This window comes from Fluoribacter dumoffii NY 23 (assembly GCF_000236165.1).
GTDB lineage: Bacteria > Pseudomonadota > Gammaproteobacteria > Legionellales > Legionellaceae > Legionella > Legionella dumoffii.
Window position 1 is genome coordinate 474304 of the sequence record NZ_CM001373.1, and the last position, 16445, is coordinate 490748.

Sequence of the window (16445 nt, forward strand, 5' to 3'; positions counted from 1 at the left end):
GCTCGGAGGGACTCGAACCCCCGACACCTTGGTTCGAAGCCAAGTACTCTATCCAGCTGAGCTACGAGCGCAATGGGTAATGTGATTTAATGCAATTGTCATACTTCTGGCTGGCATAGTGATGATGACCAGAAGTGGTGGGCCGTATAGGATTCGAACCTATGACACAGAGGTTAAAAGCCTCCTGCTCTACCACCTGAGCTAACGGCCCTTAAGGCAAAAAAATTTAACTGTACTCTAAAACTGGTGGGCCGTATAGGATTCGAACCTATGACACAGAGGTTAAAAGCCTCCTGCTCTACCACCTGAGCTAACGGCCCTTAAGGCAAAAAAATTTAACTGTACTCTAAAACTGGTGGGCCGTATAGGATTCGAACCTATGACACAGAGGTTAAAAGCCTCCTGCTCTACCACCTGAGCTAACGGCCCTAAAGAGGCTGGAATAATACCGGATTAACACAGAATTTCAAGTCTTTTTATAAGCTTTTCTCATATTTTTATTACTTTAATGAGGCATAAATTCAAATTGGGACCAAATTGATAAATCAAAAATAAGAATTATTTATGAGTTGCGATTGAAAATGAATGTTTTTTTCTGTAGCCAGTATGGTCCAGTGATGCCTTTTTAATCGCTCAGTAAGAACAGGGGCTCTATCAGTCGAGGTTACAAGTAATAAAACATCAGCCCCTAAAGCACCGCAACCCTTAATCGCCAGTATTTCCGGGAATTGTTTAAATTCATTTATAAATTTTAAACTATGCTCGGCTACCAGGTTTAATTCAGATAATTTTTGATGGTAATTATTTATACTCTTAATTAACTTTGCAGAATCTACTTGTTCAAATGCTTGTTTGGTTTCATCTACTAAAAAGGATAAATAATCAATTTCATCAGGTAGGCACACTTCTTGTAAATGATGATGAGTAGGGAGCTTCACCCCTGTATGGAGGAGAAAAAAAGACACATCAGAAAAGGGCCAGTCAAAGGATTTTATTTGTTTTTTTTGTTTGTTGATGTAAACACACCCATGTTGCGATTGTGCGATTACATCATATCCGCTCGGTCTCAAACCTTTTCCAGTCCATGAAGACTCATAGTAAGCAGCAAGCATATGGTTTAAATCAGCTGCAGTGTTCTTTAAAAAACAGCTCGCCAAATAGCTTGCCAAAAATTGTGCGCTGGAAGCGCCCAAGCCGCCTCGGCCTGCATAAGGATCAGTCCATGAAACTCCTTGCTCTGGATTTTGTTTCAACCACCAAAGTCCAGCTGGAGATTCAGGATGGATTCCTGACAGTCCTCTCTGGGATGTCAGAGTCAGCTCAAAACAGGGGGTAGTTGTTAGAAGAAGCGCGGAAGCTTCTGCCACAGCAGCATATTCGCCTAATAAAAAGGTCTTGGCGGGGATTAACCATTTCATACAGCAATGGGTGTTTGTCTGATTTTAGCCAACAAGTCGTGCGCATTATTCAGGCTAATTCTTTTATGTAAATCCAGCCATTTTTGCAAGTGTTCTTTAAGCACAGGCATCTCGCTTTCATTGGCTCCTGCGGCCAAGAGCAGGTTATCAATATGTAATTTCATGTGGCCCTGGATTATGCCTTCAGTGCATAACGCTTTGATTGCTCCCAGATTTTGCACAAGACCTACTGCCGCAATTACTTGAGATAATTCATTCGCTGAAGAAATATTCATCATGCGCAAACACATTTTTGCGGTGGGATGCAAGGACGTGACGCCTCCAATGGTCCCTACAATAATTGGTGCAGTAAGTTGCCCTATAAGTGTCCCATCCTGATAGCGCCAACGAGTAATTGCCTTATATTGGCCTTCGCGCGCAGCATAGGCGTGAACTCCTGCCTCAACAGCGCGCCAATCATTTCCGGTAGCAATTAAAACAGGATCGATGCCATTCATTACACCTTTGTTATGAGTGGCTGCACGGTAGGGGTCCATTTCAGCAAAAAGTGAGGCTTCCTGAAGTTTTTGGCCAAGTTCAGGTTCAATGGAATGGATAGTCACTTGCGCGGTTGTGAGCTTTTGATCATTTAAATTAGACAGAATGCACATGGTGACTTCTTCACCAGTTAATTGCTCTATAGGGGTTTTCAGGTATTCGAGAACCTGATTAATGATGTTAGCTCCCATAGCGTCACAACTATTCATGGTTAAATGAATTACTGCCATGTCCTGCTGATCTTCTCTTTTAAGGTGACGTAATTGAAGATCCATGACGCCGCCGCCACGTTTGACCATGTTTTCAGCTACATCTTTATTCGCTTTATTAATAAGGTATGTACGGTTTTCATGAAAAATCTGGGAGAATTTGGCAAAATCTTTAACTTTACTCAATTGGATTTGTCCCAAAATACACTCACCATGAACCCATGTTTTTATCTCGCCAGATTGTCTAATCCATTTGGCGGATTTGGATAAAGCCGCGATGATTGATGTTTCTTCCACAGCCATAGGAATTACATAATCTTGTCCATTAATGTTGAAATTGGTAGCTACGCCTAGGGGAAGCTGAAAATAACCAATAACATTCTCAATCAGTTTGTCAGCCAGATTCAAATCCTTGATACCGCCATTTTTAAGAAAGGCAATATCTTCAGGGGTTATTGCTCCAAGGGCCAGCAGACGTTTGAACCGTTCTTCCCGTGATAATTTGGAAAATCCACGAAAGAGTTCATCAGTATTAGAAGTTAAAGGCATGCTTTCTCCTTGGAGTAGCCGGTATTAACGCAAGTTTTAATGCCTTGTTTGCGTTGTTCAAATTGGCTGTAGTTTTCTTGCATACCTGATTTTACTGTCTTTAAAAAAATGAATGCAATTTTATCATAAAACTGGATAGCAAACTACCCGAAAATCATAGGGGCATACAAATTTGTTTTAGTAGCATAGGTTCTCTTGCCAAACAAAATGATGCTAATTCATCCAGGCGCTCACTTCTCAATTTAAAATCATGACTCAGCATTCACATTATATTGTTTTTTAATTGATTTTTTCTGGTATTTTTTTGTCATGGAGTGTAAATTAAGCCCACTAGTATAGTGTTAAAGGAGAAATTATGGGAAAAGAAGCAAAGGAAAAGAAAGCTTATGAGAATGCCAAAAGGATAAGAGAAACGCTCATAGGACGATTAAATAAGTGTAAGTCTGAGGCAGAGATGAGCAATTATTTAAAAGCTTATGAGGATAATAAAAGAAAACAAACTTCTTCAGTTACCTTAACGAATTTCCATAAGCAAAATATTGATGACTTGGACCTTCAAATTAAAGGATTAATTCAGAATTTAAATGAACGCTTCCGGCCGAAAGATCCCGTCGAAGCCTCTGGAGGTTTGCAAAGCAGTATCCAGGAGAATAAGGAAGTTTTAACCCAAGTCATCCACACAATTGATGATGAAAAAAAAGAGGTGGGAACTCACACCCAGGGGAATAACGAAGATCAAAAAAGCATACACTTGCCACCAAGGAGAGAAGGAGGTAAAAAGCCTCTTCTGAATGAAAGCATGGACAGTTCGACAAAATCTTCTACTGAAGAGTATCTGAACCCTCGACAGGAAGAGAATGAGAGCGCTGACAATCATAGGCGTTCCTCTCCCGGTGAAGATGAAGATGCTTTGCAAGCTATAAGAAAAAGGACGAGCGATCTGATGGAGGTTTTTTTAAAACTACGAACCATCCGTTTTAAACAATTAAAATATGAAGAAAAAGCAAAAAAATATCATTTGCGAGGGGATCATAACAAGGAAGCCCAGTATTCAGAAGCGGCAAGTGCTGCAGGAAGCATTTATAAACAAATAGACGGACTTGCCCAGCAATACATCCTTGATGGGAATTTGGCCTTGTTTCAACTTAACAGCACTAGAATTCTTGATGAAGAGAGCGAACAGGTAAAAACTTTAAAGAAACATCGCGGATGGTGGGAGGAGTTTCTCGATAGTTTTGTAGAACTCATTAATACAGGACTTGCCCGTATTGGCTCTTCAATTCGCATTCATGAATTATCCATGTTTAAACCGGCAGCAGATGGAGGCAAGAAAGTTGCTGAACTAACCCAGGCGATTAGCTCTGTCCCTGCAATATAACTGATTGACTGGTGTCTAAAGAAGAAGCCTGGATTTTGCTTTGTAAACTCCAGGCTTGATGTTAGCCCTACCCGAATAACGTGTTAGTGTGTTAGGATACCTTATTGTTTTGCTCTTCCAGCTCATTCATATTATTCTTGAGGTTATTTTTCAAAAAATGTCTATGGCCCAAAGCAGCGCGCAAATCACTTTTGATAAGGAACTTGCCAGATTTAACTGTACAGGTGCTTGGTCTGTTTTGAAAATTGACGGTTTAGTGAAAAGATTTAATACGGCTGATCTACCAAAAAAACAAAAAGTAATTATCAGTGGGAAAGGGATCAGTCATTTTGATAGTGCAGGGGCCCTGGCTCTGATTAAGTGTCTTGACTTACTTGAAAAACAGCAAAATCAAATAGAACTGATAGATTTTACGGAAGCTCAACAGCAACTGCTGGATTTGATTGAATCTAAAAAGGATACATTAGATTATCAAATTCCCTCTCACCCTAAAGAGAATTTTTTTTATCAACTTGGAAAAGAGTCAGAAAATAAATTTCGTCAAGTGGATGGTCTTCTCATTTTAGTTGGGGATTTAACTACTAAAATTATTGAAGCTTTCGGCAATTGGCGTCGATTCCAATTACCAAGCATTATTTCCAATATTCATACCACTGGCGTCACTGCATTACCTATTCTTGCTTTGCTTTCTTTTTTAATTGGTGTGGTATTGGCCTACCAGATGGGATTACAATTGCAAACCTATGGGGCCAATATTTTCATTGCCTATTTATCAGGTATGGCCGTTTTTCGTGAGTTTGCACCTTTGATTACAGCAATTATTGTTGCAGGAAGAACGAGTTCTGCATTTACTGCTCAAATTGGTAGCATGAAGCTTAACGAAGAAGTGGATGCCTTGTTAACAATGGGGCTTTCACCCACTGAATTACTGGTACTTCCTAAAGTTTTGGGATTATTGATTGCATTTCCTTTATTGATTTTTTGGTCTGATATTTTTAGTATTTTAGGTGCAATGATCATGTCCAAAAATCAACTGGGGATAAGTTTTATTGATTTTTTACAGCGATTAAAGGATTCGGTGGGGCTTTCGCAGTTGAATTTGGGCCTCTATAAAGCACCCGCATTTGCATTGTTAATTGCTCTGGTTGGTTGTTTTCAGGGATTCAGAGTCGAGGCCGGAACGGAAAAAAATATTGGAAGCCAAACTACCAAAAGTGTAGTGCAGGCATTATTTCTGATTATTATTGCGGATGCAATTTATTCAATAATCTATAGCCGGATGCATCTGTAGATGAGTGAACCCATTATTGAAATTAAAGGATTAAAGAATTATCTCGGAGGCCAATGGGTACATTCCGATGTGAATTTGACCGTGGAAAGAGGTGAAATTCTTGCGATTATAGGGGGCTCCGGAAGTGGGAAAACAACGATATTGCGCAGCTTGCTGATGTTAATGAAGCCCACAGCAGGCGACATTAAAATATTTGGCCAGGATATTAGCCATCTTGACGTGCAACAGTCATTCTCGATTCGTAGACGTTGGGGAATGCTTTTCCAACATAGTGCTTTATTTTCATCCATGAACGTGTTAGAAAATGTCATGTTTCCGATGCAGGAATTTACTAATCTCGATTATGAATTCATGTATGAATTGGCGTTACTGAAGATTGCCTTGGTAGGACTGCCTAAAGAAGCTGCAGGTAAGCTTCCTTCAGAGTTAAGCGGTGGAATGCAAAGAAGGGCTGCGGCGGCACGTGCAATTGCCATGGATCCCGAGTTGTTATTTTTGGATGAGCCCACTACAGGGTTGGATCCATTGAGTGCAAGACTTTTTGATGAATTAATTGTTTTTTTAAGAGACTCTTTAAAACTCACAATAGTGATGGTAAGCCATGATATAGAATCCTTGAAAAGGACTACAGATCGCGTCGCTTTTATTGGGGAAGGGAAAATCTTAAGTGTTGAGCCAATTGATGATTTAATGAAAAATAAAAATAAAATAATTGCTGGTTATTTTAGTAAAATGTAATCTAGACATGACTGGAGACAGAATAGTTGGAATCTAAAACCAATTACACCATAGTAGGTGTAGTCGTACTCATATTGCTAGTGGGACTGGTGACCACCATGTTGTGGTTGTCTGTTGGTTTCAATCAAAAGAAATATACTACCTATACTGTTTATATGCATGAGGCAGCTGCAGGGCTGACTCAGGATGCGCCCGTAAAATACAACGGCGTACAGGTGGGTTATGTAAAAGAAATAAGACTCAATCAAAATGATCCAAGACAAGTCGAAATTTTATTGGATATTGAGGAAGGGACGCCGGTTACTACAAGTACCTATGCGACATTAAATTCACAGGGAATTACCGGAGTTACTTACATTGGGTTGAGTGCAAGCACTTCTAATCTAACCCCGCTTGAAAAAATGCCCGATGAACCTTACCCCGTTATTCCTTCAAAACCTTCTGTTTTTAATCAGTTAGATAGTATTTTAAAAAGAGTATCTGAAGATGTCGGTATTGTAACTACCGAAGCCCAGCGTATTTTTAATGAGGAAAATGCAAAGCATATAAAGCATATATTGGCTAATTTCGACAATTTTTCTAAAAATCTCGCTAAAACCAGTAAGGATTTTCCCCACATGCTGGACGAGCTGAGAGTAGGAATAGCCCAGTTTAATACTATGGCAGAAAGTTTAAGCAAGGCCGGTAATAGCGTATCAAAAACCATGGGTTCAGGGAGAAGTACACTGGATAAAATTTCCCAGGAAGCTCTTCCTCCAGCCGTTGTATTACTGCGAAGATTGAATGCAATTTCTGCAAATTTGGAAAAGGTGAGTAGTGAAATGCGTCAGAACCCTGCCGTGGTAATCCGTGGAAGCAAACCACCAAAACCAGGGCCTGGAGAATAAAATGGTAAACAAATTAATTGGGTTTTTTGTGTGTGTAGGCGCAGTACTGGTCAGTGCCTGCTCCCCAGTAAAGATTTCTGTAAAAAATCAATATCAATTGAGTGCCTACAGTAGCAAACAGTTGGCTAAAGACCCTATGCCTATTACCTTACTGGTTACCGCCCCGGAGGCTGCTGCGGGATATCAAACAGAACAAATGCTTTATATTAAAAAACCATATGAACTCGAGCCTTTTGCAAAAAATGCATGGGTAAACCCACCCTCCGACATGCTTTATCCCTTAATGTTACAAAGTTTGCAACGGACCAATCTCTTTGCAGCAGTTACATCTAATGCATATACCCTTGGAGTAGATTATCGAGTGGATACTCAGCTACTCAGGCTGGAACAAAACTTCCTGAAAAAACCAAGCGTGATAGAGTTTTCGGTGAAAATGGTGTTGACTCATGTGAGTGATAATAAGGTTCTCGCTTCCAGAATAGTCAACCTACAGGTTCCATGTCCCAGTGATACCCCATACGGGGGTGTCATCGCAGCCAATAAAGCAACCCAAAAGTTTACTGAGAACCTGGCTCATTTTGTTGTATCTCACATAAAACATTAAATGAAAAATTACGTTGAATTTTGCCGGGTTTCCCACGGGTTTTAGCTGTGATTACACTGCTTAATAGGATGATTGGTTATTGTAGCCAAAAAATAAAAAGAATTGTACAATGTGCCCCCATGAACCCTATATGGGATTTTGCAATTTATTAATAATAAAAAGAACGAAGGAGATTGAGGATGAAAGCCGGATCATTATGTAAGTTAGGTCTGCTTGTAGCGAGTGCTGTTTTAGTTGCTGCTTGTTCCAAGACACCAGGTAGTGCTGGGGGAGTAGGTGTGTCTGATGCCGAAGCCTCTGCTCAAGGTCTGGGTCAATTTACTCATTTTGCTGGACAGGAGCCAGGTGAATCTTACACCACTCAGGCACCTCATAATCAATTATATTTGTTCTCCTACGATGACAGTAATTTGGCTCCAAAATATTTACCATCCGTAAATGCTCAGGCAGAATACTTAAAGACCCATCCAGGTGCCCGTGTATTAGTGGCAGGACATACGGATGAGCGTGGCAGCCGTGAATATAACGTAGCTCTTGGCGAGCGCCGTGCAAATACCGTAGCTGATATTTTACGTATGGCCGGTGTTAACAGACAACAAATCCGTGTTGTAAGTTACGGTAAAGAGCGTCCAATTAATTTAGGACATGATGAAGCATCACACGCACAAAACCGACGTGTTGAATTTACTTATGAGGCAACAAGATGATTAATTGCAAAAAACACATTATCGCTGCTGGCTTTATGTTAGTACTTCCTTTGGCTTGTTGGTCAGAGGCGCCTGTTGTCGATGATAGTGATAATTTTGCAATTAGTGAGGAACAACAGGCGTATGAAGCGCCTGTTGGCTCAAAGTATAGTGACCCACAGATTGAACGTGGACAATTTGAGGTGGCACGAAACGAGAATTACGCTTTAGATACTCCCCAAACGGATGATGAACCCGCGCTTGCCAAGGATGATCAAACCAATGATTTGAATAATAATATTGCGAATAACGCCAAGCTGATTGATAAAATCCAAAATTTACAACAGGAAATCCAGGAACTCCGTGGTCAATTAGAAGTACAAGCGCATGATTTAAAATTACTGCAGCAACAACAAATCGCTTTTTATAAAGATTTGGATTCGCGATTGAGTGGTGGAAGCAGTTCTGGAAAAGTTTCAGCAAGTAAAACTCCATCCAATAAGCCTGCATTGGACTTGTCTGTAGGTTCCAAAGAGTCTTTGCCTAAATCTGCTGTGACTGCATCTAACGTCCAGGCTGGTAAATCAGCCCCGATGCCAGTTTCGTTACCTGCTGCTGCTTCTGCTTCAAGAGCGAACCCGGCTGACGAACAAATCAGCTATTTGGCAGCATATGAATTAGTAAAAAATAAACGATTTGATGATGCCATAAGTGCAATGAATGTTTTTGTGCAAAAATATCCTAAAGGCGGCTATTCTGCTAATGCTCAATATTGGCTTGGCGAACTGTATCTGGCTAAAAAAGATTACCCCAGAGCTATAGAACATTTTAATGTGGTCTTACAACAATTTCCCACCTCAAGTAAATCTGCTGCAAGCATGCTCAAGACGGGTTATGCCTATGCTGAACAAGGTAATAAACAAGAAGCGCAGAAATACCTGCAACAAGTTGTCCGAGCTTATCCAGGTACGCCTACTGCTCAATTGGCCAATTCAAAATTACGTACGATATGATAAATGAATTGTTATACGTAACTCCAATATAGTAAAAGTTAAGCCAGGGGAAAGCACATCAAGACCCGGGCTCTTGCTTATAATTTCCGGGGTTACACACTTACCCCAACTGTAGTTAAAGAATTTATGGATTCCAAGGAGAATAATTATGAATTGGCTAGCCCATGCCCCGGCTAATATAGCTTTGATTAAATATATGGGAAAAAAGGATGAAAATGCGAATAGTCCTGATAACCCTTCGTTATCCTATACCTTAAATAATCTCATCAGCACGGTTAGACTTGAAACATCTAGCTCAAAAAAAGACGTTTGGGAACCCTTGATTATTCCTGGAGGGATAGAAAACTTTGTGCTCTCTGCAGAAGGGCAAAAAAGATTTCTTAATCATTTGGCACGCATAAAAGCCTATTTTGGTTATGAAGGCGGTTTTTTAGTGCAATCCTGCAATAATTTTCCTCACAGCAGTGGAATGGCAAGTTCGGCATCAAGTTTTGCGGCCCTTACCCGTTGTGCAGTGGTTGCTTTGAGTGAATTAACGAACAAGCCATTATTGACTGTTGATGAGCAGGCACAGTTAAGCCGTTTGGGCTCTGGATCATCTTGTCGATCGTTCTATTCTCCCTGGGCTTTATGGGATGAAAGCGGAGTCAAGGCCGTAGATCTGCCTTATCACGAATTAATTTACCAAGGAATTGTGATCAGTAACAAAAAGAAAGATGTGCCTTCCAGTGAAGCACATCAACGGGTAAAAAGCAGTCCTTTTTATGAGACACGTAGTCAAAGAGCCAGAGAAAACCTGAAACTACTTTTAGATGCATTTATGGCTAAAGATTGGACTGCCGCCTTCAATGTATGCTGGCGGGAATTCCAGGATATGCACCGTTTGTTTAGTACTTGTGAACAACCATTTTCCTACATGACCGAAAATTGTGTTGATTTGTTGCACATACTCGAGAGCTTCTGGAACAAAAAGGGTGATGGTCCTATAGTGACCATGGATGCTGGACCAAACATTCATTTATTGTATCGTCACGACCAGGCAGAGTTAGCACGGGAATTTAAATGTGATTATTTAGTAGGCAATTATGATGTCCTTTGATTTTGAAACAACAACCTTTGGCAAATGGATTTTAGCAGGAGAACATGCAGTTGTACGGGGACATCCGGCATTGGTGTTTCCCATTAGAGAAAAAAAATTAACCTTGCGCTATTCTGCTGCGGGCTCTTCTTTAGGTGCTGATTATACGGGGAGCAGTGGTGCCGACATGCAACTTCTGTTCTGGAGTGTTCTGGAGCATGGAATGCAATTATTAGGGCGCTCTTTAAATCAAATTGTGGGTTATTTTCATTTGGATAGTACTATTCCTGTAGGTGCAGGAATGGGAGCTTCTGCTGCTCTTTGTGTAGCGATGAGCCGATGGTTTTGTGCGCAGAATATGATCGACCTGAATCAATGTAATGATTTTGCTAAAGAATTGGAACATTTATTCCATGGCAAGAGCAGCGGGCTAGATGTCGCTGGGGTTGCTACGGAAAAAGGGGTTTATTTCAAGGCTGGAACTATTTCACCTTTACAGCAAAAAATTTCTCCTCAGTTTTATTTGTCTTCATGCAAACAAATTGGGATTACCTCGCATTGTATTCAGCAGGTACAAACCTTATGGACGGATAACCCTGAACTTGCTCAGCAAATTGACCTGCAAATGATTGAGGCAGTTGAAGAAGCGAAACACGCTTTGGAAGAGGGGGGGGCAGAGGCAATAATTATTCTGGCTCGAGCAATAAACAAGGCTGCTCATTGTTTTTATCAATGGAACCTGGTTAGCGAAAGCTTGCAGCAACACATGAATCGTTTGACTGCAGAAGGGGCTCTCGCAGTAAAACCAACAGGATCCGGCGGCGGGGGATTTGTATTAAGTCTTTGGGACAGGCAACCACCCGAGTCTTTGGAATTGTTGCGTGCTTAATAGGATATACTAATCTACGAATTGGTAATATATTTCATTAGCTTTTATCATGCCGAGTTCGTAGCGCGCCTGTTCTTCCAGGGCTTGATCCCCCCGTTTTAACTCGCTAATGTCTGCTTCCAGGGCCCGATTGCGAGCGGCGAGCTTATTATTTTCCTGTTCATGAGCCATTAATTTTTTTTCAAGATTATTCAATTGAATCAAATTTCCATCGCCCAGCCAAAGCTTATGTTGTAAAACAACCAAGGAAACAATCAAAATAATAAACAAAGGGCGCATAGATTTTGCTTGATTAAAAGAATATCCTTAAACCATTGTATTACTATATCGCAATGTGTAGCAATATCTGCTTGCGTATTTTTGTAGTATTTTCCTGCCTGTTAAATCAGCGAGCGGAAACTGAGCTTTAAGTTAAAACCTGGGTGCAGCTCGCTGTGCATGATTCAGGCTGAAGTTACGTCGTTAAAAATGTTTCCTTAAAATATTGAGCTCATCATTTAATTGGTCAATCTTTTCCAATAGATCCAATGCAAGGGCCACTCCGGGTAAATTAATTCCCAAATCCCGATGGAGGCGAAAGGCTGATTCAATTTTCCGTAAGTCCTTTTGAGTTAATTTAAGCTGTTCTGTTTTTGTTGTTGACGTGGAAAATAGCCCGTATTCGACCATTTCTATTAATAATTCTTTGGGGATATGGTATTTTTGACATACCTCCTTGAATGAAATACTCGTTGTTTCTTCAATAAGCACGCCAATTATTGTATTGTCCTGCTTCATGCTCATACTCCCATCTTGTCACGTGGATTAAAAGGCATTACTTGAGCCATTTTTTTATAAAGCTCCTTTGCTTCCTCAGTTTGGGGAGGCGGAGTAATGATTTTTAGAAGTACATATTGATGGCCAGGGGTAGTGCCGGGTAAGCCACGGTTTTTCAACCTTAATTTTTGGCCCCCCTGAGATCCTGGAGGAATTTTCAAATCGATTTTTCCGCCCAGAGTAGGGACTACTATTGTTGTTCCCAGAGCTGCTTCCCATGGGGTAATCGGTAAAGTGAGATAGATATCTCCATCCATTACTTCATATAGAGGACTCTTTTCAACCTCCATTGTTAAATACACATCACCCCTAGGTCCTCCCTGGATGCCTGGCGCTCCTTGCCCTGCCAGACGAATTTGCTGACCAGATCGTATACCTGCCGGGATTTTTACTTTTAAGGTTTGCACTTGCGCATCAAGTCCAATGGGAATTTGAATGTTTTTAACCGTGCCGGCGAAAGCTTCTTCCAGGCTGATACGGATTTTCCCATGGAAATCCTGTCCAGCCATAGGTTGTTGGCGATAACGGGAATGTCCAAACAAGGTTTCGAATAAATCTTCATTGAATGGTGCGCCATAGACATGCTCAGCACCCTCATGATGCCAATGCGATTGCGCCTTTTGCTGATGAAAATCCTTGTTTTTTCGATACGCATCATATTCTGCTCTTTTGGCTGGATCTCTTAATACCTCATAAGCTTCGCCCATTTCTTTAAAGCGTTCTTCAGCATCAGGTTCTTTACTTATATCCGGATGGTATTTTCGAGCCAACTTTCGATAAGCCATCTTGATGTCTTTTTCAGAGGCATCCTCATTAACTCCCATAATTTTGTAGTAGTTTTTGTCCATGTTTTTATACTCTGTTTAAAGATCTTTCGGGTCATCTTGCAAAATTGATGCAAAGAGAATTATCTATATATCGGTTAAATTCCTAATGGGTAAGGCCTTTTTGGGGCACATTTTTACTTTGCTTGTATCTGATGACTTATTTTCTTTGAATTCACATCGCCAGTTTGATAGTGATTTAATTTTATCAGCCATTATTCTTATAAAATAGTATAGCCTCTTGGATATTTATTTGTATATTAATCAGTTAAAGTACATACTATTCATTTTAACTTGTGTGTTTTGCCATGCTCCAGGTCTATCTTGGCCCAGAGCTGCAGCATGAAAGAAATAATTACACCAAGTATGCTGTTTTGATTTGAATCGATATTGGAGACCTTTATGCAAAAGTACTTACTTAATACCCTGGTTGTTTTCTTTCTTTTTTCATTAACGGGTTGTCAGTCTAATCAGGCTACCTCCACGTTATTTGCACCCTTTACTCCCTCCATGGCTCCAAGCGCAAATTTATCACAAACAGTACAAGAAGCTTTAATGCGTAATGACGATCCAGTCATTGCCAACGTACATGTTCAGACCAGACAAGATGTGGTAATTCTTACAGGATATGTTAAGAAAATTCGTCAAAGTGATGTTGCAGAACAAATTGCCCGCCAGGTTCCAGGGGTGCGCGCAGTAGAAAACAATATAATTATCCGCCCCTAGCTTACATGTTCTCCATTTGTACTATATTTATAGAATAGGTTAAGTATGTTCAAATGGAGAATAAAATGGCTGACCTTATTCATAATGCTCTGCCAATGCCAAGACGTAATATTATCTCTATCCGTCCAGATGATCCTGTAAAAAAAAGTATCGATATGATGACGGAATATGATATCGGTGCATTGGTTGTAATGGACAATGAAAACCAGTTGGTAGGTATAGTGAGTGAGCGAGATATAGTTCGCTCCTGCTTACACAAATGCATTGATCTGGAAACAGCAAAAGTTGGTGATGTGGTTAATAAGGACGTAACGATCCTCTACTCCAATGATGTTGTAGAAAAAGCGATGCAGGCTATGACCGCAACAAAAAGAAGACATGTGCTGGTTCGTGATGAAAATGATGACCTTATTGCCATTTTATCAATAGGTGACGTGCTTTATCATCTACTGGAAGACAAGGCAAGAGTTATTGAGCAATTAGAAAATTACATCCATACTTATTAGCAGAACATTTTTTAGAGTGATATAGTATCATTTTTAATGCATCGATATCCTGATATGAAAACAATCTTCCGATTGCTTTTAATTTTTTTAATATGCCATAACTTTGGGTGGGCTACGGAGCTATCTCCCAGATGGTATTCCAAAGGTACAGATAACAGGATCATTATCAATATTGAAATGTTTTTGTCATCTACATGCACCCATTGTCAAAAAGCAGATGCTTTTTTTCATGATCTAGAGTCCAAACATCCTGATTTTCATGTGCAACGTTTTTATATTAATCAGGATAAAAATGCATTGACCCGTTTCTATCAAATATTAAACGAACAACAAATGGATGATTTTGGTGTTCCCTCAATCTATTTCTGTAATTCGCGTTGGGTGGGCTTTTCTTCAGCAGAAACGACGGGTAAAGACTTATTAAATGCCCTGAATTATTGCAAACAGCAGATTGAAAAAAATGGCAAATTAACCCAGGCAACTGAGGAAACATTGAGGCATTTGGCCAATGCAAATCAATTTATTACCGGCTTGGTAGAGAAGCCATCCCGCTTGTATTTTACAACGACTATAGCTTTTATGGACTCCTTTAGTCCTTGTGCATTCTTTTGCCTGGCAGGATTTTTAGCTTTTCTTTTTATTGAAACCCAGAAGAAAAATCAAATTATTGCAGGGTCGCTGTTTATTTTTTCAGTGGCAATAATCCATTACTTTCAACAAGCTTATCCCAATGCATTTTTTGAATTGCTGCCTTGGTTACGTATTCCCGCTGCCTTATCAGGTTTAATAACTCTTTATTTTGTAATTCAATATTTTAAAAACCGTTTTTCTCAGGCTTTATATTTTTCCCTTGCATTTTTCTTAGGTTTGCTTGTCACCATCTATCAGCAAACTTGTGTGATGAACTGGTCAACTGTGTTCCAGCAATGGTTAACTGACCAGCATTTAAACAATGGGCAAGCAAGTATGTATCAATTACTTTATCAGGGAGTGTATATTCTTCCTTTAATCCTGATTTTATTGGTTTATTTTGCTTTGTTAAAAACAAAGCGTTTTGCTGCCTTAAAGCCAAAATTTGCCAATATGGGATTGTTGTTTCTTATTGCGATTGCTGGAAGTTTGATCGCTTATCCATTTGTATTGTCATACCTCGGTCTATCCATGGTAACTTTATTTATACTGATGGTTTGCGGTTACTTTTTAAAATTGACTTGATCTTGTTTTGATGATTTGGGATTATCATCTCTTCTTGGTTTTTAGGTGGTAACATGAGTAAGCTCATTAATATTCCCGTTGTTGTAGAGAGCGGAAAAAAATATAAAACATCTCATGGCATAACAGCAATAAAGGATGGTGTTAAAGCAACAGAAGATGCTTATGAGCGTTTACCTAAGCCTAAATGGCTGCGTGTGGTAAATCATACCACTCCCGAATACCACCACGTAAAAGAGCAAGTACAGAAACACCGCCTGTCTACAGTATGCGAAGAGGCTAAATGTCCTAATATATCCGAGTGTTGGTCTCATGGTACGGCAACAATTATGTTAATGGGGGCAGTTTGCACGCGTGCATGTCGTTTTTGCTCTGTAGATACGGGTAACCCGCATGGGTGGTTAGATGCCCAAGAGCCAGAGAATACAGCAAATACGGTAGCATTGATGAATCTGGACTATGTGGTTTTAACCTCAGTTAACCGGGATGACTTACCTGATGGTGGTGCAAACCATTATGCACGCACAATACGTGCAATTAAACAACGTTCCCCAAAAACTAAAGTGGAAGCACTAACCCCTGATTTTCAAGGTGTAGAAAGGGATGTTGCAATTTTACTAGATAGTGGAGTTGACGTGTTTGCACAAAATGTAGAGACTGTGGAGCGTTTGACCCATCCCGTACGGGATAATCGAGCAGGATATGCGCAGACCCTAAATGTACTCGCATTTGCTAAACGTTACAGACCCGATGTATTGACAAAAACCAGTCTGATGTTGGGTTTGGGTGAAACAGATGAAGAAATTATTCAAACAATGGATGATTTGCGAGCCCATAATGTAGATATTCTTACTTTGGGACAATATTTACAACCCACAAAAAACCATTTACCTATCGCCCGTTATGTGACCCCTGAAACCTTTGCGAAGTTAAGAAGGATTGGGTTGAAGAAAGGTTTTTTTGAAGTAGCTTCCGGGCCTTTGGTCCGTTCCAGTTACCGTGCTGACCGTATTTTTAAACAAGACAATTTGGGATTAGATAATTAACATTCCCTGCCAGGCAATAAACCCGGGAATTCCTTTTC

Annotated in this window: 18 protein-coding genes and 4 tRNA genes (1 of these 22 running past the window's edge); 13 read left to right on the top strand and 9 right to left on the bottom strand. The window is 40.1% G+C overall.

The genetic code is table 11. From position 1 onward, the window contains the following. From KYQ_RS19065 to KYQ_RS02155, 6 genes are all read right to left on the bottom strand, one after another. Positions 1-71: transfer RNA gene (locus tag KYQ_RS19065), tRNA-Arg, on the bottom strand; it reaches 46 nt to the left of the window's first position. Positions 72-135: 64 nt separating this feature from the next. Next, positions 136-211 (bottom strand) — tRNA-Lys (locus KYQ_RS02135). Positions 212-244: 33 nt separating this feature from the next. Beyond that, positions 245-320 (bottom strand) — tRNA-Lys (locus KYQ_RS02140). A gap of 33 nt (positions 321-353) precedes the next feature. After that, a tRNA-Lys gene (locus tag KYQ_RS02145) sits at positions 354-429 on the bottom strand. A gap of 116 nt (positions 430-545) precedes the next feature. Next, positions 546-1418 carry a hypothetical protein gene (locus tag KYQ_RS02150; RefSeq protein ID WP_010654193.1) on the bottom strand — a complete coding sequence of 291 codons (873 nt, stop codon included), beginning with the start codon at positions 1416-1418 and terminating at the stop codon, positions 546-548. Beyond that, positions 1415-2713 (bottom strand): hydroxymethylglutaryl-CoA reductase, degradative, encoded by a 1299-nt coding sequence (locus KYQ_RS02155; RefSeq protein ID WP_010654192.1) that lies wholly within the window; start codon positions 2711-2713, stop codon positions 1415-1417. Before KYQ_RS02155 ends, KYQ_RS02150 begins: the two co-directional genes overlap by 4 nt. Positions 2714-3068: 355 nt before the next feature. Between KYQ_RS02155 and KYQ_RS02160 the strand changes: the two genes are divergently transcribed. The 9 genes from KYQ_RS02160 (at position 3069) to KYQ_RS02200 (ending at position 11277) form a co-directional block, all read left to right on the top strand. Further along, on the top strand, positions 3069-4091 hold the full coding sequence (locus KYQ_RS02160; protein ID WP_019349588.1) for a hypothetical protein: 1023 nt from the start codon (positions 3069-3071) through the stop codon (positions 4089-4091). A gap of 163 nt (positions 4092-4254) precedes the next feature. After that, positions 4255-5382 (top strand): MlaE family ABC transporter permease, encoded by a 1128-nt coding sequence (locus tag KYQ_RS02165; protein WP_010654190.1) that lies wholly within the window; start codon positions 4255-4257, stop codon positions 5380-5382. Next, positions 5383-6120: an ABC transporter ATP-binding protein gene (locus KYQ_RS02170; protein ID WP_010654189.1), complete on the top strand. Its 738-nt coding sequence runs from the start codon at positions 5383-5385 to the stop codon at positions 6118-6120. It abuts the gene before it with no gap. A 26-nt stretch (positions 6121-6146) separates the two neighbouring features. Next, the gene (locus KYQ_RS02175; RefSeq protein ID WP_029488959.1) at positions 6147-7007 is read left to right on the top strand and encodes an MlaD family protein; all 861 of its coding nucleotides are present in this window, start codon (positions 6147-6149) and stop codon (positions 7005-7007) included. A gap of 1 nt (position 7008) precedes the next feature. Beyond that, on the top strand, positions 7009-7611 hold the full coding sequence (locus tag KYQ_RS02180) for an ABC-type transport auxiliary lipoprotein family protein (protein ID WP_019349590.1): 603 nt from the start codon (positions 7009-7011) through the stop codon (positions 7609-7611). A gap of 179 nt (positions 7612-7790) precedes the next feature. Continuing rightward, positions 7791-8318 carry a peptidoglycan-associated lipoprotein Pal gene (gene pal, locus KYQ_RS02185; protein ID WP_010654186.1) on the top strand — a complete coding sequence of 176 codons (528 nt, stop codon included), beginning with the start codon at positions 7791-7793 and terminating at the stop codon, positions 8316-8318. Beyond that, complete coding sequence (gene ybgF / locus KYQ_RS02190) at positions 8315-9310, top strand: tol-pal system protein YbgF (protein ID WP_010654185.1); 996 nt, start codon at positions 8315-8317, stop codon at positions 9308-9310. Before pal ends, ybgF begins: the two co-directional genes overlap by 4 nt. Positions 9311-9458: 148 nt before the next feature. After that, entirely contained in the window at positions 9459-10409 is a 951-nt protein-coding gene (locus KYQ_RS02195) for a diphosphomevalonate decarboxylase (RefSeq protein WP_010654184.1), read from the top strand. Continuing rightward, positions 10399-11277: a mevalonate kinase family protein gene (locus tag KYQ_RS02200; protein WP_010654183.1), complete on the top strand. Its 879-nt coding sequence runs from the start codon at positions 10399-10401 to the stop codon at positions 11275-11277. Before KYQ_RS02195 ends, KYQ_RS02200 begins: the two co-directional genes overlap by 11 nt. 9 nt (positions 11278-11286) lie before the next feature. On the opposite strand, the gene ftsB is transcribed toward KYQ_RS02200, so the two are convergent. The 3 genes from ftsB to KYQ_RS02215 all read right to left on the bottom strand — a co-directional run bounded on the left by ftsB (position 11287) and on the right by KYQ_RS02215 (position 12941). After that, positions 11287-11556: a cell division protein FtsB gene (gene ftsB, locus KYQ_RS02205; RefSeq protein WP_010654182.1), complete on the bottom strand. Its 270-nt coding sequence runs from the start codon at positions 11554-11556 to the stop codon at positions 11287-11289. 183 nt (positions 11557-11739) lie between these two features. Beyond that, positions 11740-12054 (bottom strand): chaperone modulator CbpM, encoded by a 315-nt coding sequence (locus KYQ_RS02210; RefSeq protein WP_010654181.1) that lies wholly within the window; start codon positions 12052-12054, stop codon positions 11740-11742. A gap of 2 nt (positions 12055-12056) precedes the next feature. Beyond that, positions 12057-12941 (bottom strand): DnaJ C-terminal domain-containing protein, encoded by an 885-nt coding sequence (locus tag KYQ_RS02215; protein ID WP_019349592.1) that lies wholly within the window; start codon positions 12939-12941, stop codon positions 12057-12059. Between the two features lie 378 nt (positions 12942-13319). Between KYQ_RS02215 and KYQ_RS02225 the strand changes: the two genes are divergently transcribed. The 4 genes from KYQ_RS02225 (at position 13320) to lipA (ending at position 16407) form a co-directional block, all read left to right on the top strand. Beyond that, positions 13320-13643, top strand: coding sequence for a BON domain-containing protein (locus KYQ_RS02225; RefSeq protein ID WP_010654179.1), 324 nt, complete (start codon positions 13320-13322; stop codon positions 13641-13643). Between the two features lie 65 nt (positions 13644-13708). Further along, positions 13709-14149: a CBS domain-containing protein gene (locus tag KYQ_RS02230; protein WP_010654178.1), complete on the top strand. Its 441-nt coding sequence runs from the start codon at positions 13709-13711 to the stop codon at positions 14147-14149. A 177-nt stretch (positions 14150-14326) separates the two neighbouring features. Further along, the gene (locus KYQ_RS02235; RefSeq protein WP_231294592.1) at positions 14327-15364 is read left to right on the top strand and encodes a hypothetical protein; all 1038 of its coding nucleotides are present in this window, start codon (positions 14327-14329) and stop codon (positions 15362-15364) included. A gap of 53 nt (positions 15365-15417) precedes the next feature. Further along, positions 15418-16407 carry a lipoyl synthase gene (gene lipA, locus KYQ_RS02240; RefSeq protein ID WP_010654176.1) on the top strand — a complete coding sequence of 330 codons (990 nt, stop codon included), beginning with the start codon at positions 15418-15420 and terminating at the stop codon, positions 16405-16407. Positions 16408-16445 lie beyond the last annotated feature (38 nt).